The sequence below is a fragment of the Roseivirga sp. UBA1976 genome, from assembly GCF_002336325.1.
In the GTDB taxonomy this organism is placed as follows: domain Bacteria; phylum Bacteroidota; class Bacteroidia; order Cytophagales; family Cyclobacteriaceae; genus Roseivirga; species Roseivirga thermotolerans.
In genome coordinates, this window is sequence record NZ_DDDQ01000159.1 from 15,170 (window position 1) to 39,555 (window position 24,386).

Sequence of the window (24,386 nt, forward strand, 5' to 3'; positions counted from 1 at the left end):
GTAAATGAGGAGACTAAGACTAATTCTAGGAGATCAGCTGAATCACCAACACTCTTGGTATCAAGAGAAAGAGGGGAATACGCTTTATGTATTGATGGAAATGGGGCAGGAGCTAACCTACACCACACATCATATTCAAAAGGTTATTGCATTCTTTCTAGCCATGCGAGCGTTTGCTGATCGTTTGGAAAAGCAAGGACATCAAGTGCTTTACCTAAAGCTGGATGATGAAAGGAATAAGCAGTCATTAACAGATAATCTTTCTTGGATAATAGAGGAGCACAAAATTGAAAAGTTCGAATACCAGTTGCCTGATGAATACAGGCTTGATAAACAGCTTCAGGGGTATTGCGGAGCAATAGATGCTGATTTCGAAGCCTTCGATACAGAGCACTTCATGACTTCCAGAACTGACCTTGCTGACTTTTTTGAAGGTAAAAAGCAGTTGCTCATGGAGTCATTCTACAGAAGCATGCGCAAAAAGCATAAGGTGCTAATGGACGGAGGTGATCCTGTTGGTGGTAAATGGAATTACGACCATGACAACAGGAACAAAATGCCAGAAGACACCTATGTTCCTGAACCAATGTCATTTCAAAGGGATGTGACAGACTTGGTTGAGCTATTAGAGGAAAGAGGTGTTAAAACAATAGGGAATGTTGATTCTAAAGATTTTCTGTGGCCCGTAACAAGGGAAGAAGGGTTAAAACTCTTCGACTTCTTCCTAAATGATTGTATGCCATTTTTCGGTAAGTATCAAGATGCCATGACTACCAAAGGATGGTCACTTTTCCACTCAAGAATATCTTTCTTACTGAATTCGAAAATCCTTTCTCCAGAAGAGATTATTCGAAAAGCTGAAGAATATGGGCGGAATAATGAGGGAGTTCCGCTTTCAGCAATTGAGGGCTTTATTAGGCAAATACTAGGTTGGCGAGAGTATATGCGAGGCATCTATTGGAAATATATGCCCGATTATGCCAAAGAAAACTTCTTCAACCATAAGAGAAAACTACCAGACTGGTTTTGGACAGGTGAAACCAAAATGAAGTGTCTTTCTCACACCATCGGACAATCTTTGGACTATGCTTATGCACACCATATTCAGCGATTGATGGTAACTGGGAATTTTGCGCTGTTGGCGGGTATAGATCCCGATGAAGTAGATCAATGGTATCTCGGTATTTACATAGATGCAATTGAGTGGGTAGAAATTACCAATACTAGAGGAATGAGTCAGTTTGCCGATGGTGGTGTGGTGGCTACTAAGCCCTACGTTTCTTCGGCTAATTACATGCATAAAATGAGTCATTACTGTGGTTCATGTCATTACAAGTACAAGGAGAAATTAGGTGAGAAGGCCTGTCCGTTCAACAGTCTATACTGGGATTTTCTCGACAGAAATAGAGAGAAGCTCGAGAAGAATCATCGAATGAGCATGATTTACCGGGTTTGGGATAAAAATTCTACTGAAAAGAAAAACCAAATCATTGAACAAGCGGCTAAGTACCTGAATACGATAGAGGAAATATGAGCAGGGCGATTTACTGGTTTCGGAACGATTTGAGGTTGGAGGATAATGAAGTCTTAAACAAGGCTGTTGAGGAGAATCCAGAGGTTTTGCCCGTTTATGTTTTTGATGAGAGCCTATTGAGGGGAGAGCAGTGGGGTATTGAAAGAATGGGCTCTCATCGTCTTAAATTTCTCTTGGAATCGCTGGAGGATCTTAAAGCTCATTTACAACAACTAGGCTCAGACTTATTGATTAAAGTTGGAGATACAGTTACTGTTCTTAACGATATCAGGAAAACCTATAATTGCGATGTGCTTTATGCTCAAAAGTCTTCTGCTTATGATGAAGAGCAGGTGGAGAATGAACTCACAAAAACCATAAACACCAAGTTTATTTGGGGTGAAACACTCTATCATCTTAATGATCTGCCTTATCATTTAGATGAACTTCCAGATATATTCACGCAGTTCAGAAAGTCGGTTGAGAAAAAGGCCGATGTAAGAAAACTACTAGAAGCACCTTTGCAAATTCATTCACCCCAAGGGTTCGGTTCGGAAGTGTCTTCTCTGGAAGACTTAGGCTTTGAGCCCGTTGAAGAAGATGATAGGTCGGTTATTCAGTTTCTTGGAGGAGCTAAAGCAGCCAATGATAGGTTGAATTATTATTTATGGGATAACGAGTTGCTAGGTAACTATAAGCAAACGCGTAATGGCCTTATTGGAGGTGATTACAGCAGCAAGTTCTCTCCTTGGTTGGCTCATGGTTGTATTTCACCACGACAAATCTATTGGGAAGTAAAGAAATTCGAGAAGTACGTAAAGAAAAACAGCTCAACCTATTGGTTGGTTTTCGAACTGGTTTGGCGCGATTACTTCCACTTTGTGGCTAAGAAATACGGCAATCAGATTTATCAGAGAAAAGGAATTTTGGGTGAAGATAAAATCGACTGGGGATCTGATAAACTTTTTCACTTATGGCGAGATGGTAAAACAGATGAACCTTTTGTTGATGCCAATATGCGGGAAATGAATGCCACGGGGTTTATGAGCAACAGAGGAAGGCAAAATGTAGCCTCATACCTAATGCACCAAATGAAGATTGACTGGAGGCTAGGAGCTGCCTATTTCGAGAAAATGCTGATAGACTACGACCCATGTTCAAACTACGGTAATTGGATTTACATTGCCGGAGTTGGAAACGACCCAAGAGGAGGTAGAGAGTTCAACATTGAACGTCAAAAAGAGATGTACGACCCCAAAGGAGAGTACCAGGAGTTGTGGGCTAATTAAGCCTAATTCTTTCTACATTTGGCTATGCAAAACCTTCGCGTAGCTCTTATCCAATCTGATATTCATTGGCATGAAATAGGTGCGAACCTAGCCATGTTTGAAGAGAAAATCTGGCAGATTCAGAATGATATGGACCTTATTCTACTTCCAGAAATGTTCCAGACCGGTTTTACTATGGAACATGAGGGGTTAGCCGAGCCCATGAACTTCAACACTTTTAAGTGGATGAAGCAAATGGCAGCTCAAAAAAATGCAGCTGTTTGCGGTTCCTATATTGTCAAAGAGCAAGAGAAGGTATTCAATAGGCTTTTGTGGATGCAACCCGATGGACAGTTTAAGACTTATGATAAGCGTCACCTTTTCCGAATGGCCAATGAGCACGAGCATTTCGATATGGGTGCAGAAAAGCTCATAGTAGAGTGGAGGGGCTGGAAGATATGCCCAATGGTTTGCTACGACCTTAGGTTTCCTGTGTGGTCTAGAAATGTAGACTTAGCCTATGATCTGTTGCTTTATGTGGCCAATTGGCCGGCTGTTAGAGTCAATGCTTGGGACACGCTACTGGAAGCAAGAGCCATAGAGAATGTGAGTTATTCTATTGGTCTCAATCGTGTAGGGAAAGATGGGGTTGGCATTGAATATAATGGTCATTCAGCGGCTTACAGTCCAAAAGGAGAGCAGTTGACGTTTTCTGAAAAGGAAGAGATTATTTACATAGAACTCTCTGCTGAAAGTCTTCAGTCGTTCCGTAAGAAGTTTCCTGCTCACCTAGATGCCGATGAGTTTGAAATCAAGAGTTGATAGATTTAGTTAAAACTGCTTTCAACTGCGCGGTAGATTCAAAGTTGTGCACCGGTTGTTTCAACATCTGTAAGACTTTCTGCAGTTGTTGGTTCTTTCCATTCACAAAGAATAGCTGGTTTGTTTTGCTTTTTCTCAAGGCTTCTATCGCTTTAGAAAGAGCGCCTAGACCTTCTGATTCAACTACATCGAAAAAGCATATGACTTGTTCTGATTCAGCTATCATTTTAGCGATCTCCTGAACTAAAAATGGCTCCGATTTACTATCGGCTTCCACAAAGTTAAACGCTGCATCAATTTCACTTAATGCGTCTTTCTCGGGAAAGCTAAAAGCGATTTGCTCTATGGGTTTTATCTGAAAGTAACAGAAGAGGATCATCGCTGAATTAATAGCTTTTTAGTAATACTCCGTCCGTCCGAACTTACAATTCGAATCAGGTATAGGCCAACGGGGTAGCTGGAGAAATCCAAAGTAGTTACTTCAGCATCGGCTACAGCTACAGGCTCGGAAATTAGTCGTCCACTGGTATCTATCACTGAGACCATGGCGTTGGCATTTACCAAAAGTCTGACGGAGTCCGCTGATGGGTTAGGAGACAGTGAAACCCGTAGGTCGTTTTCGCTTCCGCCATTTCCGGTTCCCACATTTCTGAGAAGCAACAGTCCACCTCTTTTGGTGCCAATAACCAGCGATGGTTTGCCATTACCAAATAAATCGGTTGCGGCCAGGTAGTTGCTTCGGCCCAGTCGTGAAGGTCTTAGGTTATTTGCTTCGCTAATTAGTGTAGTGACAGAGGGGCCTTTTTGGAATGCTGCATTAAAAGGAGCTTCATAGAGGGTCAATGCTCCCTGACTATCTATGGTAAGTAGTTGTGGTTTACTGGTGCCCGACCAGTTAGCCACTGCAACAGAAAGCACCTGACGGGTAAAATCATTTTCAAAACCGCCAAACTGTTCCTCTTCCCTAAACCTTAGGTTGCCTTCGTTGATAAAGGCCGTCAGTCCTCCAAAAGCTCCGCCAAGCAGCACGTCTGCCAGGCCGTTTCCGTCAATGTCATACACCAAGGGGTTGCTATTGGGTGTAGTAGGCAGGTTAAGATTTACAGGAGTTTCGAAACGGCCATCACCAAGGCCCTTTAGAAGAAAAACAGCAGCCGAATTTCCTCCGGTTTGTGCCTGAAGAACTATATCGGTAATGCCGTCATTGTCTATATCGGCCATCTGGGGTTTAAACCCGGCATAACCCAGCGAAGACAGATTCTGGAAGTCGGTAGTTGCCAAAGCAAATGAGGGGTTAAAACGGTTTCCGGTATTTTCAAACAGCCAAAGACTGCTTACCAGTCCGTTAGGGGTTGGTTGTCCAGCGTGCCCAACGAATAAATCCAGATCACCATCGGCATCATAGTCCCAAAATGCGGGATAGGCGTCCTCCCCCAAATCTACCATCTCATGTTGTAAAAAAGGCTGTTTCCCTTCAAAGGTGGGGTTTAGGTTGTTGCCGGAATTGTCGAATACTTGTATGTGGTTTGTAAAGTTTACCCTGTTGCCCAGATTACGGTCGATGTTTGTGGAAACCACCAGTTCCATTACCTGGTCAAAATCGGTATCTAAAAGGAACGCTGAAGGAAAAAACTCAAAGGCCACAGGGTCTTGAGAAGGGAAGGGATGAAAATCGGTAATAGAGGCTTGTTGCGTGGTTCCCTTATTTTCAAAAAAAACGAGATTAGTACAGAGCTCATCTGAGGCTACAATATCTATATCGCCATCATTGTCTGCATCGAAGGGAAGAATCGTTTTGCCTCCTGCATGCAAAATCACAGCCGGCTCTGAAGTCTCGGCCTCCTCAGCAGCTTCTCCAGAGTTTTCCTGACAGGGTTGTCCGAACGAAAAGTTGTTGCAGCCACAATCGTAAAAATCGCCCCAGTTTCTGGTGATTCGGGTAAAATTAAGGCTACCACAGGAACCTGTGTTTTGGTAGTATTCTATTGAACCGGAACTTCCAAAGCGGTAACTAAGAATGTCCAACGCTCCGTCTCTGTTAACATCGGCAAAGCCGGGTATATCGGTGGCGCTCACCTGTAAATTAGAGCCCTGATCGAAGCGCAGAAATTCACTGGCTAGTTGCCAGGCCACACCTTCGGAAGTACTCATGTTGCGGTATACTTTAATGCCCAGCGTGGTGTTTGTAAAAAGATCCTTTTTGCCATCACAGTCAAAGTCTGTCAGTACCATCCAATTCACCACATCGGCCGGAAACTGGAAGGCATAAGAAGGGTCAAATACCCATTCATCGTCCTGGCGTATATAGGTGGTAAGGTGGCCGGACTGCCGGTGGAAGATGACCAGGTCTTGTTGCCCGTCCATATTCAGATCCATGGTTTGAAATTGCGCAGAATTTAAGCCCCCCTCAAAAGCCCTAGCTAAGCGTTCATTGTCTTGCCGGAGTTCTACCGTCTGATCGAAGGCGAAGGCAACCTGAGCCTTGGCTGTAGTGGCGAAGAAAAGGGTTATTAAGACAATCAGGTATTTCATGCGAACAACTCTGAGGCTAAATTACGATCAGTCATTCAGAATAACGCAATTTTTGCGCTTTAGTGTTGTAACTTCACCGACCAAATACAATGGCAATGATTGATCAGTTATACTCGGTTTACCTTCGTTCTACGGGTGTGTCTACAGACACCCGCACTCTCCAAAAAGATAACCTGTGGTTTGCTCTGAAAGGGCCAAACTTTAATGCCAACAAGTTTGCCGATAAGGCTTTGGAGCTTGGTGCCTGTGCGGTGGTAATCGATGACCCGGCCTATGCCAGAGATAATCGTTATCTGGTGGTTGAAGATGGGTTGAAGGCTCTGCAGCAGTTGGCCAATCATCACCGCAAGCAGTTTAATATTCCGGTAATTGGCATTACGGGTTCTAATGGAAAGACTACAACTAAAGAACTTGTGCGAGATGTGCTGGCTAGAAAATTTCGTGTGTTGGCCACATTGGGCAATTTCAACAATCACATTGGTGTACCTCTTACTTTACTGAGGCTGACGGCCAACACGGAGATGGCTATAGTAGAAATGGGAGCTAATTTTGTAGGAGATATAGCTCAACTTTGTGCCATTGCCGAACCCACTTTCGGTTTGATTACTAACATAGGAAAGGCTCATCTGGAGGGCTTCGGTGGAATAGAAGGGGTGTTTAAGGGTAAAACCGAGCTATATGAACATGTGGCCAAACAAGGGGGTGTTTTGTTTGTGAACTCTCGTAATCAGCGCCTGATGGAAAAGGCCGGTCGGTTAGTAAGTGAGATAGCGACTTACCCTGATAAGGATGATGTTTACCATGCTGAGTTAATCGATGCCCAACCCTTTGTGAAACTGAAGGCCCGATCAGGCAAGGTGGTGGATACTCAGATTTCCGGAAGCTATAATTTTGAAAACATTTGTGCGGCTCTTTGCATTGGAGCCTATTTTGGGGTGCCTGAGAATGAAGCCCTGGAAGCTATAGCCGCCTATATACCTGAAAATAACCGGTCTCAGATTAAGCAATTAGGCTCAAATACCGTGGTAATGGATGCCTATAATGCCAATCCCACTTCTATGGCACTTGCACTGCAAAATTTTGCGGCCAAACCGGGTTATAAGGTGGCTATTCTGGGCGATATGTTCGAACTGGGTGAGTCAGCGGCCGAAGAGCATGCTGCTGTGGGTAGCCTGACGGCTGGCCTCGCTCTGGATCAGGTGATTTTTTGTGGTGAGCTAATGAAGCATGCCTATGAAACGAATAAGAAGGCTGAGTACTTTGAAGATAAACAAGAATTGGCGACTTACTTAAAAGGACTTCAATTGCAAGATAGCCAGATACTAATTAAGGGTTCGCGGGGAATGAGCCTGGAAACTCTTTTGGAGAGTTTTTGATGTCTTGAAAAAATAAGAGGGATGGCACCACCCATCCCTCAACCTCAACCTAAGAATCGGTGACTGAACTGCTTAACCATAAAAACAATTGTCACCTTATTTTAAATATTATTTCACCTTAAACACCACTCGTTGAGCCTCAGTATCTACCTCAAATCCTCTGCTTTTGGATAGTGCAATGGTTTGGGCGGCATCTTTCAGGCTTTTGAATGTGGTGGTTATAGGGCTTGATAATTCGCTTTCAGAGAAGTCGTGTTCAACTTCTACACTGTATAATCTTTTTACTTCGTTCAGAACTTGTTGCAGCGGCACACTCTCGTAGTCATATTGACCGATTCTCCAGCTGTCAATTCTGTCTAGCCGCGTTTCTACAGGTTCGGAAACAACATTGTTTTCAACAGAAACGGAGAGTCCCGGAGTTATTATTTGCTCTGAAGTGCCTTCCGGACTACTTACTTTTACCTTGCCGGTTTTACACGCTACTTGCAGTAGCTGGCCTCTGGTTCTCACATTAAAACTGGTGCCTAGTACTTCAATCTTTCCGTTGGTTGTTAGCACCTTGAAGCTGCTGCCCCGCTTCACCTCAAAGAAGGCTTCGCCAGTTAAGCGCACCTCTCGGTGGTCTGTCCAGCCTTTTTCAGGAAATGAAACGGAACTTTCAGCATTCAGGTATGCCACCGATCCATCGGGCAAATTTACTGTTCGTACTTCTGCCAAACCGGTAGCTATAGAAACTTGATTGGTTCTTGGTTGTAAAATGAAAAAAGCACCAATAGCTAAGATGAAAGAGGCCGCTACTCCGATTATCCAATTTCTGCGCGAAATGGAAATTACTTTAGGTGAATCGTGGTTAGAAATTTTGCTTTCCAGCTTCTTCCAGGCCTCTTCCTGAGAAATGGTTTCTCTCACACAGAGGTTACCGGACTGTTCCACAAACTTCTGCAATGACTCAAATTGAGGGTCGTTTTCGGCATGTTGTTTTGCTTCCCGGTGAGTTATTTCTCCCTCAAGCCACGCCTGCTCCCAATTGTTATGGTGCTTTTTTCCTGTCATTGTGCTGTTAATACACCAAGCGTAAGCAACACCCTACTTTTAGTATTTTTATAGTGTAGCTTATTTAAGTCGTATGGTGTGTGTTTTGATATTTTTCCACCAGTCGTGCCATTTGCGAATGGAATGACACATATAGGGGCTGTTAAGACAGCTTGTAGGTCAAGTGTCTTTTGCTTCTATCTGATCTGGATAAGTAGCCCTATAATTTAAAAGTACAGATTGAGAAACAGGGAAGGGGTAAAGTCGAGCAGTACTATATCTCTGTAAAGATTGGTAGGGGCCATTTGTTCATTGTTATTAATGGCCATTTCAATTTCATCTCGCTTGAGTCTCCTGCCTTGTATGTTCTGCCGGTTATACACGTTGAGAATAGATAGCCCCATTTCTCCACGCATATGTTCTCCCTCAAACTTATGAGCAATGGAGATGTCTAACCGGTGATAATCAGGAAGTCGTTCAACTGTTTTTTGGGTGTTAACCACTTCAAAATTGATCAACTCACCCTGATTGTTTCGAATAAAATTAATAGTGGGACGGTAAAATGGTTTGCCGCTACCATAGACCCAGGTAGCTGAAAAGTTCCAGGCCGGTAGTTCAATAATATGTACAAACTTAAGTTCATTGCGCTGGTCTTCTCTTGCAGCTATTTCACTATTGTTATTTATGCTTTCAAAGCGGTTAAGTGCTTTACTTCTGGTGTAGGCAATCCAGCCCTGGTATGGGCCTATACGCTTTTGAATAAGTAGATCTAAACCCCGGATATTGCTGGTGCCGGGTGCTATGAGAATACTCGGACTTTGGCGGTTGGTGTTGGGATTGTACAGGTGAGAGATGTTGTATTCGGTGAGCCCGCTTACCTGTTTTTCATAAAACTCAAGGTCTATGGTAAGGTCGTTTTTTTCATATTGAAAGCCTGCTATTAGGTGGTCCGATTCCATTACCGGAAGGTGCCTGGGCCCTGGTTTGCTGCTTTCATATGCCAGGTTCCAACTGTTTTCATTGTTCGAAAAGGGGTCGTCAAAAACCTCTTCTCGCATAATCTGAAAATACTTGCCCGAACTTAGCTTGAGTTCCAGGTGTGGAAGGGGCTGATATACGAGGGCCGCCCGTTGCCCAAAGAAGCTTTTGTCACTTACACTGGTGGTGTTGAGCCGGCCACCCAGTCGCAATTCAAGGTTTTTGCTGAGCGTAATATTGTCGGCCAGATAGAAGGAAAGAATGGTTCCGTCAGAGCTGGGGTTGCGGTCATCCGGGGTCATGCCCGACAAATCGCGTATATCTACCTTATTGAATACGTTGATGCTGGAAAGGTTAATACCAAAGTCAAGGCTATGCCGTCCGCCCACCGTGAGTTCATTTTTTAAATTTAACTGAAGATCTTCTACTTCGTTCATTCGGGTGATTTCGTAAAGCCCGATTTGATCGCCAGCACCATTGCGTCTTTCGTTGTTGTAGAAGTAGTCGAAGTAATGATCGGAAAAGGCCAGCTGCAGGTTTGAGTAATACTTTCTGTTCCAGTTTCTGGACCAGGCCAGTCCAATGCCATTGTTACCCCAGTCGGCCTTTTCATTGTAGCTGTCAATTTGGCTAATAGTGCCGGGATTGTTCGGATCCTGGAAGTTCACTATGTCAAAGTCCGTATCAAGGTCGTCCCGGCCCTGATAAACACTCAGACTCATTACATCGCGGGTAGAAACCTTGTAGGTGGCCTTAAAATTGAGATCGTAAAAATGAAAATCGGGGCGTATGAGGTCGTCTTCATTGGCCAGCCCGTTAAAAGCCTGCTGATTTACCTGATTAGATTTTTTTCGATAGTTGGTGTAGAGTTTTTCGAAGAGATTGCTGCGAATAATATCGGTGTATGCTCTTCTTGCACTCACATGAAAAGCTCCTCTTCCACTGGCAAAAGGCACATTGGCACTAAACCGAGCGCTTAGCAGGTTTAAGCCCATGGAGTAATTGGGTTCGTTGAAACTCCCGGTGGTACCCGTAATGTCTACCACCCCGGAGACCCGACCTCCGTACTCTGCTCCAAAGCCTCCTTTGTAAATTTTAATGTCTCGAACAGCATCGGCATTGATGGCACTAAAAACACCAAAAAAATGATCTAGCCGGTAAAGGGTTATACCATCGAATAGTACCAAATTGTGAGTAGAAGGGCTGTTTCTAATCGATAGGGCCGATGAGGTTTCGTCAGAACCCCCAATGCCCGGCAAATACTGAAGCGAACGAAAAATATCCAGTTCACCAAGGCTTGGTAGTGCGGAGAGGTTGTTGGGGTCTATGGTGATCTGAGATATCTGATCGCCATACTTAACCGTGGAGAATTTATTTTCTACCACCGTAAACTCGGAGAGATCTAGTGAGCTTTCTTGCATCATTATTTTGATGGTCTGCTTGGTTTCTCCCGGCTTCAGTTTTACCTGCGATTTTTGGTAGCCCAGGTAGCTAACTTCAATGGTGCTGGTGTCGGTGGGTACCTGGGGTAAAGAGAAATAGCCGTCTTTATTGGTTATAACTCCGCGTTGCAAACCGCTCACTCTTACCACGGCATTGGGTAAACTTTCTCCGGTGCTGGCATCTTGCACCAACCCAAATACGGTTATGTCGAACAGACTGGGCGTATTTACATCAAGATTTACCTTTTTGGGGATGAGGATGATTTTATCATTGAGCAATTGGTAGTCTATTCCTTTATTGCGCAAGATGGCGTCCAGAAATTCGGTCACAGGCTTTTGAGCAAACTGCCCGGAAACCGTAGTGCCTGTTATAAGGGCATCGTCATAGGCAATTTTAAGGTCGTATTTGTTTTTGAGTATTCGGAGTACTTTGGCCAGTGAAGCGTTGTCAAAGTTTTCGGTTATGGCCACCGAACGGATGTCTTGAGCCAGGCTGATCTGGCTGCAAATCAATACACATAAAAGCCAACTTATAATGCGCACTATTCAACAATTACCTGATCTCCGTTTCTACTGAATTTAAGCCCCATAGGTACAAAAACCAACTGCAATGCCTCGTTGAGGTTCGAAGTATTGAAGTAGCCTGAGTAATATCTTTCGCTTAGTGGTTGCTCTGAAAGTATTTTAATATTGAACTGCCTTTCCAGCTCCTCAACTACCTGCGAAAGGGGTTGAGCATCGAAGTAAAAGCTGCCCGACCTCCAGGTGGCTGTTCGTGTGAGATCGAAAGCCTGGGTTTTCAACTGGTCTTTGTGCAGTAAAGCTTCCTCACCGGGGTTCAAAACTACTTTATCTTCATTGTTGCTTACCTCTACTGTACCGGTAAATACGGAAACACGCAGGTGTTTGGATCGGTTGTAAAGGTTAAAGGAAGTGCCCAGCACTTTTACCTGATAATTGTCTCCAATCACTTTGAATTCGTTGCCCGGAGTAATATCGAAAAAGGCTTCGCCCGATAGTACCACCCAACGATTGCGTTCCCAGTTTTTTTCTTTGTAAGACATAACGGTTCCGGCATTGAGGGTAACCATAGAGTTGTCGGGGAGTGTAATGGTTGTAAGCTGGCCCGATGCCGCCCGTACGGTGATGATCTTATTGCCTGCCGAAAAGTTAACGTAGATAACCAGGGCTATAATAGCGGCAGCCGCAGCCCACAGCCATGCCCTGCGAGGCTTTGAGGGCTGCATAATTTTTTCGTTGTCAGGAGCTCTTTCTTCTATTTTTCTGGTGAGTTGCTCCCAGGCTTCGTTTTGCGATTTACCATGCGGAACGTCCAGCTTCTCGGTGAAAGCGATAAGTTTCTCCATAGCTTCCTTCTCTTCCCGAGGAAGCTCCTGTTTGAGCCAATTGTCTATGAGATTATCTTCTTTCACCGGTCTAAATTAACTTAAATTTTATACTTAATGTGTTCGCGAAGATGTGCCAGAGCTCCGTGCATTCTTTTCTCAACAGCTTTGACGCTTAGTGCGAGCCTATCGGCTATTTCTTTATAGGTGAGTTCATCAATCCGGTTCATTAGAAAAACTTCGCGTTGCTTTTCGGGCATAGCGCCAATAACTTCTTCCAACTCGGCTTTGAATTCCTTTTCTTCCAAAGCAAACTCCGGAGAGTGTTCTTCTTGTTGGGTTTTGTGCCGTTCTGCAAAATTCATCACCACCTTGTCATGTCTTATTTTGTTGAGCAACATGTTGTTGGCAATGGTGTATAAGTAGCTTTTTACAGTCTCCGGCTGAACTTCCTCCCGCTTGTCCCAAAGTTTCATGAACACATCTTGGGCAATGTCTTCGCTCTGCTCAATATTACCCGATTTGTAGTATAGGAAATTCTTGATGGGGGTGTAATACTGATCGAAAAGGCTCTTGAACTCTGAGAGGGTCATGCAGTGCTAAAAATGCTTTGGCTAAAGATAAATAAAAAACACTTTTCCGTAAGATGGAGAGCTTTTTAAAATCGCCAATTCAATTCCTTGATATTTTTCCGTTCAATTAACGGACATTTTCAAATCAATCAAACTGCCTTCGAACATTATTAAAATCCACTTCGAACGACTAACTTTGAAGTGTCGCACTTCTTGATTTACCCATATAGATTAGATGCTGTCCAGAGCTTTGCCCGGAGACTTCATCAGAGTGATCTGTATGGGTTATTTTATTGAAGTGCGACACCTCCGGGCATTTTTACCCACCTATTCCACAATCATAATTCAAGGTTAAAACCTCTACCTTTTTACCCTTACCAGACTTGCTTGCAGCCAGTTGTTTCGTAAATTTAAAGGTAACCCATCCGTTTTGTTTCGTGTACTTTTCTAAGATTTCACTAGGGTAGCTAGACAGCATAAATTTACCCTCTATCTTACTGAGTAGGCTTAAAAGTCGTTCAAAATCACTCTCGTTATACCCATTATAATGGCCTTGATTAGAAAAAATATACGGTGGGTCGATGTAGTGAAAACACTCTTTGGAGTCATGTGCTGAAATGATCCTCAAGGCATCATTATTATCGATTGTCACACGCTCTAATCGCTCGGTATAAGGTGTTAAATCAAGATGCTTTTTACCGTTTACTCTAAGAGGCTGCTTGCCCTCTTTATCATATCCCCATGTGCCAATCTTACTCACAAAACCTTGGGAAGTGAGTATCCAAAACGCCCATGCTCTTTTTACCTTAGAGAACATGTGTGGGTTGTGATAAATAGTTAAAGCATCCTCGTATTGACTACGACTATGAAGGGTCTTATTGACTTCATTCTGAAAGCCTTCAGGGTTCGATCTTATAATCTCGTAGAAGTTTACAATCTCCTGATCTACATCATTAATCACTTCACACTTAACAGGCTCTTTAGCCCAGAAAACAGCTAATCCACCTGCAAAAGCTTCGGTGTAAGTGTTATGCTCAGGAATGAGCGGAAGGATATGTTGCAGCATTTGCTGCTTGCCTCCATAATAAGTAATTGGCGTCTTAAGACGCGGTTTTTGTCGCACCATTATTGTTCTTTATTTGGTTTAAAATGTACTTATAAAGGCGCGACACTGCCTTGATTATTTTCTGTTTTAGCTATTAAAGTATGATACCTTAATGATCATTCTCTCTGGAACTGACCCCGTTGGAGGGACTATCTGAATAGTTCCATTTGAATTAACATTGAAATAAAATACAGTATGAGTATCAACATCAACAGCACGACCAATAATGCCGCTAAGAGAATTGGCAGGTCGTGAACCTATTGGTAGCGTAGCTACTGTAATATTCGAAGGATAACTAGCTCCATCAGGAATAACATCCAATAAAACGTCTATCCATCCATTACCATTCTTCTTGATGTAGCTGCTATTATTTATGTTCCAATTAGTACCTTCTGTAAAAGCTGTCTCATCTAGTGTAGTTACTCCAAGTGCCATTTTTGTGGCCAGTGCAGCCGTTACGGTGGCGGCAAAGTCTTCATCATTACCAAGAGCAGCTTGAAGCTCTATAAGAGTATCAAACGCAGCATCAGCTCCACCAAGAATCTCATTTTTTAAATCAGTTAATCGGCTCTCTAGCTGAAGCAAATTGACAATCTTTTCATCCACCCTTACCAAGTCAGAGTAGTTGACATCTGCACTGTCACTGGCTGCAAAGCTTAGGACTAATTTGAAGTCTTTATGAACATGACGGTCTATGAAATCTGAGAACTTGGCTGCTTGACCAATATTGGTTTCAGTGATTGTAAGCACCGGAACATTTCCGCCATCATTACCTTGAATTCCATCACATAAATAGACCTCTCCATCATGATATACAGCTCCTGCACTGATCTGCCAATTGGGAGCTCCTTCTACAGCTTCCAAGCCATACAGTACAGTCCATTCGGAGTCTAAAATTCCAAGGCTCTTTATAATCGAAGAGGAGACTTCAATCAATGCATTTTGATGCTGTTGATGCGTTGTTAAACTCACCTCTTGTCTAATTCCCGGAACAGGAAAAAGTATCTTTTTCATATCTCAACTATCTTGAATGTTATTCCTGCTACTTTATACTTATTTACAAGACCTCTAACCTCGTTCAAATCAACTCCGAGAGCTGCTGGAACTTTGACTATAAAATCTACATCATCTAAAACAGCTGATCCGCTGTCTCCTACAACAGGGTTCAAAAGGTTTCCAGAATTACCGAGCTGCCAGTTCAGTCCGTCACCTGAATCAGTCAAGATGAACGGGTTTCCATTACTAGACTGCGGCTCAACCACTATGCCAACTCCGAACTTGCTGATCAATAGGTTTCTCAATGAGATTACGCGACCCGTGTACTTGTATTCATCTCGTTTGAGTGTAACGAATGCATTAAATTCGGAGACTATTATTTCCAATGGTCTCAATAGCACTTTCGACCAAGCTAGAATCTTCGGTTTTCTGAGTGCTATAAGCCACCAATCTTTAGAGAACTTATCCGTATTGAAATTAAAGTTCATCATTCAACTGAGTAGTTTAATGTAGCTGCTAAAGGAAAAGCATCGTCAATTGTGTAATAACCGGATGCAGGGTAATAGACTCTATCTACAATTGAGAATTCGCCCAGGTCATTACGTGCTTCAATTTCATCATCACCATCAACGCTAATAACACCATCTACATCCCTGATGGCCACCAATAAGTCGAGCGGATAAAATGAGCCATCGAAATTGGTGTCTGAATTCAAGACTTTCAGATGCTCAGTAATTGCCAGCTCTACACGTGCCTTAATAGTAGCGAGCGGAACTATTGCACTATAATAAATAGTAAGAGGAAGCTTCAATTTATCGCTTGCCGTGCTGGTAGCAACAAGCTTCTTTTGAGCATATTGAATTTCGTTCAAATAGCCTTGAAACGCTGTTAATTCATCGTTCGAAAGAGGGGAAGGATCACCGTTAACCTCCTTCGCTACTTTGACTTGAGTTCCTGCGCTAGTGGTGTTAATGGACACCCTTTTTATGATCTGTTTAGCGGCATCGATCTCAGCATAACCATAAGAGCCATCTGAGTAGAACAACAGAGGGTCATCATATTGAAATTTTCGCACCTCTTTATTTAGACTCTCAGCGTTTCCGGGAATGGCCTTCAACTTCTCATCTACCTCAGCTTTAAAGATGTCAAAGAACTGATCGAAGAATGCAGCAACATAGGCAAACAGCCAGCACATCAAACGCCACACAGCAACCTTTGAATTACTGTTTAGGTCGTTCAAAAGAGTCTCAGCGTCATCGCCTTCATAACCTAAATCGGTTAAGCTGGCCTGAGTCTCTTTCTCAGCTATGAGAATATCATACCACTCTTTTGCTGTTCTAGCCATAGTCTAAATCATCAAATCGTCATCTAACTCAATTACCAATGTGTTTTCACCAGCAAAAGCTGTATCTACTTCAACCAAGTCCTTTTTTGCTGTTATCGTGGTTGGGTTATCGAGCTGCATTAAGGCTGTTCCGGTTGCGTCAGTAGTGTTCTCAAAGGGGACTCCTGAAGTAGCATTCTCAGCCTCAAGGGTCACGTTTGAAAGAACCTTACCTTTGCGATCTTTAACCTGTACAGGAGTCAGGCCATCCAGCCCTACTGAGAAGCCTAAAAACCCAACCACAGGGGTAGTATCCAGATTAAAGCCTAATACTCCTCCAGCCATTATTTAAAATTGTTTGTTAAAACCACTACTAACTCGATCCATGTAGCACTTATAGGTGTGCCCAATACCCCGAAAGGTCGATCAGGATCAGCGTTACCATAAACATTCGCACCGTCAATAATCAGTTCCGGTACTGTGTCCCATTCCATTGTAAAGAATGCCCCCGCCAGCCCATAGGATGGATTCAAACCGTTATCCCATTCAGCATCGTTTGCTGGTTTTAACTGCTGTGTGCTAAATCTCATTTTATATGAGAGTCTATTGGGTCTAAGAGAGGCTTGTTGAGAAGCTGATCCATAAGTGAAGGAAACTCCACTGCCAACGATAGCTCTCAAAGCTGAATCAAGAATGATCGTGTTAACATCAGGCACACTATCCACTAATCTATCTTCACCGTTTACCCTTACGGTTTGCCCTACAGGAACACCATGATTAGCACAAATCAAAGTAACATTATCAGGAGCAGCTCCTGTTGTAACCAACTCTTGAGGGTAATTAGTAGACACCGGCTGAGAGTCAGGAACATTATTGTTTTCAGAAGTGCCACCCGGAAAAGATGAGTCAAAAAACAAATCAGCAACTAAAAGAACCTTCTCATTGATGGTCAATGGTTGTGATCCAATTCTGAAAACATAGTTTATCTCCCCATCCGCAGAACCTCCCAACAATCTATATACAGGACTCGCTGAAACATCAATATTTCCATCAGGAGCAACAAACACAGTGTTCGAAACAGTGTTATTATAAATTGAAACCCCAACTTTTGCATTACCAATATTTGCGCCCCCGGTAGCCGCTCCTATCATTGGAGAGCCTGCCTGTACTCTATAATCTCCAACACTTGTATTATTAAAGAGAGGATCGTCATTGATACACGTTGCAACCGCTGCGTCCCAGTTTCCTGTTCCTCCTACGGCTGCTACATTTGCAGAATTCAGCCAGCTAACCCCGGCAGGATACCCGTGATCTTGTGGCGTTCCGGCTCTACCGTCTTGAATTGCAAATAAGCCATAGCCTCCGGTAATTGCTACTTGTATAAGCCCTTCAACATTGTTTCTGGTGAAGTAAGTTGGAGACTGCATTCTTATGATAGAATTCCTTGAAACATAACAGTTTTCAAATCGTTCAAATCCATCACCACTAAAGTTACAGGTGCCGTCAAAAATAGAAAAGTTAGCCCTAGCTAAGTCTAACACCTGTGCAGAACAATCAACAAACACACATCTGACATATACATCAGCGGCCTTGTAACACATCAGGCCAGTGCAGTTTTTGTAGATATTATCAATATAGTTTCTAGTGATCGATGTATAACCTCTAGCGTTGAACGAGGTGTTAATAAACTTGATTCCTTGAAGCTTTGTGCCTGAATTCTGTCCAATAATTATGGTGCTATTTTTGATTATTACCTTTCCATCAGCTTTCATTTCACCACTTATGGTAAAGTTCAATGAGCTGTAATATCCTCCACCTATCACAGCTTTGATATTAGTATTAAGCAGGGCGGTTGTAGGCGTTATTTTTGGGTCGTCATAAGTACCAACACCACTCTGGTGACCAGACCTATCAAACACTATCCCCGGCACAACTCCAGTGCCAAATACCTCTTTGAAATTATTAGCCATTTTTAACCTCCTTCAAATAACCTCTACCCAATTCAGCAGCCCATTCGCGGTGATTGACTTTAAATCTGTAATAGATAGTCTCTGTGATCAAATGTGTTCCGGTATCATACACCTGGATTATTGGTCGATAGTTTGAGTTCAACCCATCCTGAATCAACTCCTGTTCAATTGTAACAGGGTCAAGTTCTTTAATCTCTTGTCTTATTTCCTCATCCATGTTATCCAAGATTTATCACCTGAAGGATCACAGTCTCACCATTCCACTCCATGAACACCCGGTTCTTTGCTCCATTGGTATTGTTGTAGTTATTCAACCGTACTATCCAGCCTGCCGGAAAGGTTGGAATATTTACACCATCAGCCGTCAAGTAATCAACTCGACTACGTCTCTTCTTATTAACTAGTTCAGGGTTGGCAACATCAGCATAAGCCAACGGTGCATCTATTACCTTTGACGAGGTGTAATTTTTATCAAGTGTCACAACATTGGTGAACACAATGTCTTCCCCGGTTACATTGTTCAATTGAGTCTGAGTAGCATATACACCATTCCAGACGTTGTTTAGAATCGTGTTTATCTGCGCAAAAGTCCTATCTAAATTCATACTTGATCACTTGATTTAAGCACTATCTCATCACTGCTAATCAGCAGTATTTCATCACTACTAGTAAGTCCATTTTCGTCCGGTTCATCACCTTGCTCCTCCCAACTCCAAGTATTCACATTTTGGCGTGTTCGGCTGAAGTAGCTGGCAATCTCTTTGTTTACCACCTTGTCAGAATCAATCCGCAGTACCTGACCGCCCTCAAGATCATCCTGAACGGTGATCAGCTCCGGGTTATCTTCCAAGAGCTTGAAAATTCCTGTTATGTCTCCGTACACCTCAAGGGCTACGTCCATCAACTTCTGACCGGAGGTTACTGTGTACTTGCTCTTAGCCATAGGTTGCGTCAATTTCCATAGTACCACTAGACTTTATATTCAGCCTGTTCAAGGTCATACCATCTAATTCAAACTGCTTAATGATTTCTTGCTTCAAGCTGCCCACGTTATCATCATGAACAGCCTGAGCAATGCCAACCCCAACAAAAGCATAAGGCCGAACCTCTCCCTTATTAGCAGATATGATAAGCTTCTGATTTTGTTCAGTAGCATCACCGATCACAAAGTCATTATTGACTATTTGTAAATCGAGATCATCGTCTAAAAGAATGTCAGTCATCAATGCCTAATCTTTTCATTTTCAATCTCAGAGAAGTCTCCATTTGCCTTCCCTGCCAATTGAGCGTTTGCGTAAGTCTTCAGCGCAGCTCCGCCATCATTCGGCACAGGCATAAACCCGGTCAATGACTCCACTATGGCATCTATCCGGGCATTGGTCTTGTTTAGCTCTTCAACCAGCTTAGGAGTGATAGTTAACCCTCCGTTTTCGCCCCCGAACATCAACACTTCATCCACCTCATCCACAGCGGCCACAAACCCCAACTCAGGATCATTACCGATTAAACAGACTAAAACAGTTGTGCCTTCAACCGGAAACTGAACAATACCATCAGTTACAGAATTGACAGAAGCCTTGAGCCGAACATCAAACATCTCGGCTCCATTAATAGGAGAAACCACACAGGTCAAAGCTTCCTTGTCTACTTCCTGCACCTCTGCCGGAAAGCACACGGACGGAGTTTTACCAAACTCCTTCATTGCTTGCTGAAATTTCTCCTCTTTAGTCACTTTCTAAGGTGTTAAACTAGCTTGATTCCTATGGTAACATCACGCCTTGCACCGTCCACACCAAAAGAAGTTTTAACCTTATCAATGTGGTAACTGCCGTCTTTTTCCGGGTAGTTTGGTGAGAATATCTTCGCTGTCATTCCAAAGGTTGCGAAGGGTATTAAAAAGCTCTTCAAACTGCCTTCGAACCCATCATATTTGTACTTCTGAATTTCCTCCTTAGCGAGTGCCTGAAGTGTTACCTTATCGGAGATATTGTAAAAGACCAGACTCCTCAGCTCACCCTCAGGATCACCTACCTCAACGTCAATATGTTTATTGTCCTTTTGTATTGATGTAGCCTTTACCCGGAGCCTCACCTGATCAGCCGTCCTAAAGGTTAGTTTGTCTTCAATCACATTGAGACCAAGATTATAACCAACCTCTCCCGGTTTGTCCAAATAGGCAAAGCCAACGTATAGCTCGTGATCTCTGAAATAAGCCTTTAACCCGTACCTGTCCTTGATGTCTTGAATGGCTCTTGCTGCGCTTACATTGCTAATTCTGAAAGTCTCGAAATTGATATCCGGTACATGGCTAGTATTCAGCGTTATTGCCTTACCTAAATTCTGGCTGTTAGTAGCATCTACGAGGTAGTTAAGCACCTCTTTAAGTGTAGTCTCCTTCCATGCCTTCACGATGTTTACCCGCTTCATTAGATAGGTAGCGTTCTCGCACTCCACAACTACAGGAATTTTAGGAGATACTTGCCTCACGTACCCGGTAAACTCTGTACCTTCGTAAACGCCTTCATAAGCCAGATTTACCGTGACTGAATCGCCCGGCTTTATCTGATCTGCCAGCACTTGGCTAATTCTCGGAAGTTCAATAATTGCCTCATGAGTGAGCTGAGAAAAATCCTGCTCAATCTTTACTTCATGGACTTGGCGATATTCAGTCGCCCCGATGGTGATTTTACATGCTAATACAAACATGAGCATCACTGTTAAAAATGTTCGCTTCATTTGCTTTTGTTATATGGTTAAAATTGAATTTCACTTAGTCTCATTTTTACTAATAAAGTAGTCTGCTAAATCTTGAATTGAACCAAAGCATTCCTTTTCATTTCTTATGATTGATCTGTCTTTATCCAGCCCAATCGTTTGGGATTTATGAGTTTGCAACTCATAAGACACAGCTCCATATTTATACTGGACGTCTTGAATTGGAAACTGAACTATCTGATTATTTTCAATGGTCCAAACCTTGTCACCTTTGTTAAATTTCGTTTCGATCTTCATTCTCAATACTGCTAGCTTAACTGACTGATTAATTCACTCTCAAAATCCTCATCGCTATACCCGACAATCTCATAGCCCTGGGCATGCTGAAGACCCGGAACAGCCGGGTAGCTATGATCTTCGATAGCCATGAGGGTTATATTGAAAATATTGGTAAGCTGACACTCAATAGACACGCTTCGTCTGGCTTCAACAATCTTTCTTATCTGTCTCATGGCCGCCTCAGGGTACTCTTCGCTTTCATCGTTTATCACTATCCCTCTGATAGTGATTTTGTAGTCGTCAATATTGATCAGCTCCTTAACCGTTCCGCGCTTATTTGTCACGCCTTCTCTATGTTCTCCGGTTAATTCGGTTCGCTTGATCATATTCTTTCCTCTCAACTCAACCAAAGGCTCATTCTGAAGCTGAATTCCATCGAGCTTAATTGGCATGAACAATCTTACACCATTATCAGAATTAGGATTGAAGTCTCCTTGTAATTGGAAAGGCTCGATAGCCCCGCTCTGATCACTGAATTTAGTCCCGCTAATCAGGGCGTTTACCTTGCCTCTTGGGTCTAGGTTGGGAGATAAATCTCCGGCAGGATATGGGATTCCCTTATAGCCAAAAACCCTCTGATAGAGGTCTATGATATTGAACTGCTTACCCTTTACAAATTGCTCTGCCATCAGTTGCCAATCGTTTGAGTTGCACCATTCAAAGCCCTTGTCACTACTTCGAGAATTTTATCTCCAATGTCATCCAGATTTTCCCCGACAGTTGTTGAAATCACTTCGCCAATACCATTGATCGTGTCAATATTCAAGGTCACATGAGTAACCTTCTTGCCTCCGGCAATGATGCCATCAAGGCTTTGCTGCGTTTGCGCGTCCGGTGTAGTTAGCATCGGATCAGTTCCGCCCGGAGTGGTTTGTCCGGCCTTGACTATTCCATTGACAATATGTAGTCGGTTCGAAAGTTGGTCGAAAGACTTGGTAAGAGATTTAATCTGAGATTGTGCTGATTCATAATTGTTAATTCTGTTTTGCGCAGCCGCAATTTGCGAGGCACTCGCATTACCTCCATTTAACATAGCGTTATATTCAGACCTCGCCTTATCTATATCTACATCTCTTATAGCAATTCTATTAGCCGATAATTGTCTCTGAACTTTATCAATTTCTTGCTGATATTGTGACGCTAAATCCTGCCTCTCATTCTGACTAAGGAGATCAATGTTTTGAAAACGCTTCTCTAAATCATCTCTACTTACTTGCCCCTTCTCAAAGTCTTCTTGTAGTTTATTAAATCGTTCAAACTCATCGTTAGATTTCTTTAGGTTACCGCCAAACAAAAGGAATGCCCCGGCAGCCGCTCCCACAAGAGCCGCCACAGCTCCAATAGGACTGGCCGCAATAATCAAGTTGAAAGCCGCCCAGGCATCGGCAGCGGTTTTAATACCAGTTGCAGCAATTACCGCAACGGTTCCACTGAGTCCCATAGCTACATTCCAAGCGGTCTGAACTATAGTCATGGCTTTTACGGCAAGGGTATAAGCCACAAGCCCCGCCTTATAGGTAAGGTAAGCCTTGGCAAGGAATAGGATTTCATTTCGGTGATCGAACAGGAATTTGAGATAACCCAAACCAGACTTCATGATATCGATCATGTTATCCTTATTAGCCCCTAAATAAATATTCAATTGTTGAGCTCCTTGAATAAGCACAGGCGAGAGCTCTTGCAATCCCTGAGTCATGGTTTGAAAAAATGTAAGCATTGCAGGTTGAAGCTCACTTCCTAACTGCCGTTTCAGAGTTGTAACCTGATTCTGAAACATATTAGTATTTGCCTGCAATGAGTTAATCGCATCTGGCAAAGCTCCTTCATAGGTTCTTCTAAGTTCCGCAGCAAACTTGGGCAGAAAGTCCTCAGAGACAACCTGACCAGTCTCTAACATTTTATTCAACTCGGCTTGAGTTACACCCATTGCTCTAGCAGCTATATTGAAAGCTCCGGGCAATCGCTCACCCAATTGACCTCTCAATTCCTCAGCTTGAACTTTACCCTTGGACATGATTTGTCCAAGTGCTAGAAATGTCCCGTTTACCTGCTCACCTGAAAGATTCATAGCAGTAGCCGCTACGCCTACAGCATCAAATATTCTCCTTGACTGCTCACCCTGAAGCTTAGTACCCATCATCGAAGCTGTGAGTTGCTTAAACCCACTAGTTGCAGCCTCCATTGGTAGCCTGTATCGCTGAATGGTATCAGCCAAGAATTCCTGATTCTTAGCAGCCTCTTCAGCAGAGCCAGAAGCAAAGTTTATAGCATTTTCATAGGCCTGATATTTGGCAGTAATTGCCGTTACATCTTTGGCCGCAGCCAGAATAGCCCCGGTTGCAAAAGCAGCTATTACTGCACGTTTCAACCTGCCCAGGGTAGCCTCATAACCTCTGGCCGATCGGTTCACCCTGTCGTAAGCGTCAATACCTGCTCGTTGAGACTGTTGGAACTTACGCATCATAGACGTTTGACCGCTGGAAATTTTCTCCATCGTTTTCGTCACTCTGTCCTGAAGTTCAAATACGTATTCGTATAGTCTCACTTTAGCTCTTTTTTGCTTCCTCAGCTCTTATCCATTCGAGTTTCGCTACGTTCACGCTCCACTCTTCATCTGTAAGTTCTTGCGGGTTGGGTATGTGTAAGTAATATTGAAGCTGAGCATCGTAGTGTTCAATCCAGGTCAACGATGCCCTGGCTTCCTCTAGAGCTTTTTTACCGTAACAGCTCTACGCTCCAGTAGCTTGGCAAACTCTGACTCTATGTCCAGGAACAAATCCCCGTTCACATCTTTGAAACCATCATAACCGCCAAGAAAGCAGTTATTCATAATGGTCTCATTGAATTTCATCGGGTCATCTTTGCTCATTTTCATAGCGGCACCCAAAAGTTTTCGGTCAGGCTTTTTCAGGTAGCAGACTTTTCCATCCACCTCAAATTCAAACACTTCTCCATGCTTGGCTTTAAAGGCCTCAATCTCTTTCTCTGAGAGCTTGCCAATCAATTCTTCAGTTTCCATGTGATCTAATCTTTATAGGTTTAAAAAAACCTCCCCG

The 24,386-nt window shown here is 43.1% G+C and carries 27 protein-coding genes; 4 read left to right on the plus strand and 23 right to left on the minus strand.

Annotated features, from left to right (window positions below; all coding sequences use genetic code 11):
* The first annotated feature begins 4 nt into the window (after positions 1–4).
* The 3 genes from B3763_RS16135 to B3763_RS16145 are packed head-to-tail and all read left to right on the plus strand — an operon-like array spanning position 5 to position 3,603.
* Entirely contained in the window at positions 5–1,534 is a 1,530-nt protein-coding gene (locus B3763_RS16135; protein ID WP_286747804.1) for a cryptochrome/photolyase family protein, read from the plus strand.
* Positions 1,531–2,802, plus strand: a complete 1,272-nt coding sequence (locus B3763_RS16140) for a DASH family cryptochrome (protein ID WP_286747806.1) — start codon at positions 1,531–1,533, stop codon at positions 2,800–2,802. Before B3763_RS16135 ends, B3763_RS16140 begins: the two co-directional genes overlap by 4 nt.
* A 24-nt stretch (positions 2,803–2,826) precedes the next feature.
* The gene (locus B3763_RS16145; protein WP_286747808.1) at positions 2,827–3,603 is read left to right on the plus strand and encodes an amidohydrolase; all 777 of its coding nucleotides are present in this window, start codon (positions 2,827–2,829) and stop codon (positions 3,601–3,603) included.
* On the opposite strand, the gene B3763_RS16150 is transcribed toward B3763_RS16145, so the two are convergent.
* Both B3763_RS16150 and B3763_RS16155 read right to left on the minus strand, forming a co-directional pair.
* Positions 3,593–3,982: a hypothetical protein gene (locus tag B3763_RS16150; RefSeq protein ID WP_286747810.1), complete on the minus strand. Its 390-nt coding sequence runs from the start codon at positions 3,980–3,982 to the stop codon at positions 3,593–3,595. The two genes, B3763_RS16145 and B3763_RS16150, sit on opposite strands and share 11 nt — an antisense overlap.
* Positions 3,979–6,135, minus strand: coding sequence for a T9SS type A sorting domain-containing protein (locus tag B3763_RS16155; RefSeq protein ID WP_286747812.1), 2,157 nt, complete (start codon positions 6,133–6,135; stop codon positions 3,979–3,981). The genes B3763_RS16150 and B3763_RS16155 overlap by 4 nt, the downstream gene beginning before the upstream one ends.
* A gap of 95 nt (positions 6,136–6,230) precedes the next feature.
* Between B3763_RS16155 and B3763_RS16160 the strand changes: the two genes are divergently transcribed.
* Positions 6,231–7,511 carry a UDP-N-acetylmuramoyl-tripeptide--D-alanyl-D-alanine ligase gene (locus B3763_RS16160; RefSeq protein WP_348655137.1) on the plus strand — a complete coding sequence of 427 codons (1,281 nt, stop codon included), beginning with the start codon at positions 6,231–6,233 and terminating at the stop codon, positions 7,509–7,511.
* Positions 7,512–7,619: 108 nt separating this feature from the next.
* Here B3763_RS16160 and B3763_RS16165 read toward each other — a convergent pair whose 3' ends face one another.
* From B3763_RS16165 to B3763_RS16265, 21 genes are all read right to left on the minus strand, one after another.
* The gene (locus B3763_RS16165; protein WP_286747816.1) at positions 7,620–8,564 is read right to left on the minus strand and encodes a FecR family protein; all 945 of its coding nucleotides are present in this window, start codon (positions 8,562–8,564) and stop codon (positions 7,620–7,622) included.
* 206 nt (positions 8,565–8,770) lie between these two features.
* The gene (locus tag B3763_RS16170) at positions 8,771–11,506 is read right to left on the minus strand and encodes a carboxypeptidase-like regulatory domain-containing protein (RefSeq protein ID WP_286747818.1); all 2,736 of its coding nucleotides are present in this window, start codon (positions 11,504–11,506) and stop codon (positions 8,771–8,773) included.
* A complete protein-coding gene (locus B3763_RS16175) occupies positions 11,506–12,396 on the minus strand; it encodes a FecR family protein (protein WP_286747820.1) in 891 nt (296 codons plus the stop codon). Before B3763_RS16175 ends, B3763_RS16170 begins: the two co-directional genes overlap by 1 nt.
* Before the next feature lie 14 nt (positions 12,397–12,410).
* Positions 12,411–12,902 carry an RNA polymerase sigma factor gene (locus tag B3763_RS16180; protein ID WP_189631667.1) on the minus strand — a complete coding sequence of 164 codons (492 nt, stop codon included), beginning with the start codon at positions 12,900–12,902 and terminating at the stop codon, positions 12,411–12,413.
* A 298-nt stretch (positions 12,903–13,200) separates the two neighbouring features.
* Entirely contained in the window at positions 13,201–14,007 is an 807-nt protein-coding gene (locus tag B3763_RS16185) for a DNA adenine methylase (protein ID WP_286747823.1), read from the minus strand.
* A 66-nt stretch (positions 14,008–14,073) separates the two neighbouring features.
* On the minus strand, positions 14,074–15,000 hold the full coding sequence (locus B3763_RS16190) for a hypothetical protein (RefSeq protein ID WP_286747825.1): 927 nt from the start codon (positions 14,998–15,000) through the stop codon (positions 14,074–14,076).
* A complete protein-coding gene (locus B3763_RS16195; protein ID WP_286747827.1) occupies positions 14,997–15,473 on the minus strand; it encodes a hypothetical protein in 477 nt (158 codons plus the stop codon). The genes B3763_RS16190 and B3763_RS16195 overlap by 4 nt, the downstream gene beginning before the upstream one ends.
* Positions 15,470–16,327, minus strand: a complete 858-nt coding sequence (locus B3763_RS16200) for a hypothetical protein (RefSeq protein ID WP_286747829.1) — start codon at positions 16,325–16,327, stop codon at positions 15,470–15,472. Before B3763_RS16200 ends, B3763_RS16195 begins: the two co-directional genes overlap by 4 nt.
* A gap of 3 nt (positions 16,328–16,330) precedes the next feature.
* Positions 16,331–16,651 carry a hypothetical protein gene (locus B3763_RS16205; RefSeq protein ID WP_286747831.1) on the minus strand — a complete coding sequence of 107 codons (321 nt, stop codon included), beginning with the start codon at positions 16,649–16,651 and terminating at the stop codon, positions 16,331–16,333.
* Complete coding sequence (locus tag B3763_RS16210; RefSeq protein WP_286747833.1) at positions 16,651–18,276, minus strand: hypothetical protein; 1,626 nt, start codon at positions 18,274–18,276, stop codon at positions 16,651–16,653. Before B3763_RS16210 ends, B3763_RS16205 begins: the two co-directional genes overlap by 1 nt.
* Positions 18,269–18,493 (minus strand): hypothetical protein, encoded by a 225-nt coding sequence (locus tag B3763_RS16215; protein ID WP_286747835.1) that lies wholly within the window; start codon positions 18,491–18,493, stop codon positions 18,269–18,271. Before B3763_RS16215 ends, B3763_RS16210 begins: the two co-directional genes overlap by 8 nt.
* A 1-nt stretch (position 18,494) precedes the next feature.
* Positions 18,495–18,881 carry a hypothetical protein gene (locus B3763_RS16220; protein WP_286747837.1) on the minus strand — a complete coding sequence of 129 codons (387 nt, stop codon included), beginning with the start codon at positions 18,879–18,881 and terminating at the stop codon, positions 18,495–18,497.
* The gene (locus tag B3763_RS16225) at positions 18,878–19,219 is read right to left on the minus strand and encodes a hypothetical protein (RefSeq protein ID WP_286747840.1); all 342 of its coding nucleotides are present in this window, start codon (positions 19,217–19,219) and stop codon (positions 18,878–18,880) included. The genes B3763_RS16220 and B3763_RS16225 overlap by 4 nt, the downstream gene beginning before the upstream one ends.
* Positions 19,212–19,499: a hypothetical protein gene (locus B3763_RS16230; protein WP_286747842.1), complete on the minus strand. Its 288-nt coding sequence runs from the start codon at positions 19,497–19,499 to the stop codon at positions 19,212–19,214. Before B3763_RS16230 ends, B3763_RS16225 begins: the two co-directional genes overlap by 8 nt.
* Positions 19,499–20,008 (minus strand): hypothetical protein, encoded by a 510-nt coding sequence (locus B3763_RS16235; protein ID WP_286747844.1) that lies wholly within the window; start codon positions 20,006–20,008, stop codon positions 19,499–19,501. The genes B3763_RS16230 and B3763_RS16235 overlap by 1 nt, the downstream gene beginning before the upstream one ends.
* An 11-nt stretch (positions 20,009–20,019) precedes the next feature.
* On the minus strand, positions 20,020–21,012 hold the full coding sequence (locus B3763_RS16240) for a hypothetical protein (RefSeq protein WP_286747845.1): 993 nt from the start codon (positions 21,010–21,012) through the stop codon (positions 20,020–20,022).
* A gap of 30 nt (positions 21,013–21,042) precedes the next feature.
* Positions 21,043–21,288, minus strand: a complete 246-nt coding sequence (locus tag B3763_RS16245; protein ID WP_286747847.1) for a hypothetical protein — start codon at positions 21,286–21,288, stop codon at positions 21,043–21,045.
* A gap of 11 nt (positions 21,289–21,299) precedes the next feature.
* Positions 21,300–21,959 carry a DUF6046 domain-containing protein gene (locus B3763_RS16250; RefSeq protein ID WP_286747849.1) on the minus strand — a complete coding sequence of 220 codons (660 nt, stop codon included), beginning with the start codon at positions 21,957–21,959 and terminating at the stop codon, positions 21,300–21,302.
* Positions 21,959–23,875, minus strand: a complete 1,917-nt coding sequence (locus B3763_RS16255; RefSeq protein WP_286747851.1) for a tape measure protein — start codon at positions 23,873–23,875, stop codon at positions 21,959–21,961. The genes B3763_RS16250 and B3763_RS16255 overlap by 1 nt, the downstream gene beginning before the upstream one ends.
* A gap of 1 nt (position 23,876) precedes the next feature.
* Positions 23,877–24,017, minus strand: a complete 141-nt coding sequence (locus B3763_RS16260; RefSeq protein WP_286747853.1) for a hypothetical protein — start codon at positions 24,015–24,017, stop codon at positions 23,877–23,879.
* A 17-nt stretch (positions 24,018–24,034) separates the two neighbouring features.
* Positions 24,035–24,349 (minus strand): hypothetical protein, encoded by a 315-nt coding sequence (locus B3763_RS16265; protein WP_286747855.1) that lies wholly within the window; start codon positions 24,347–24,349, stop codon positions 24,035–24,037.
* Between the last annotated feature and the right edge of the window lie 37 nt (positions 24,350–24,386).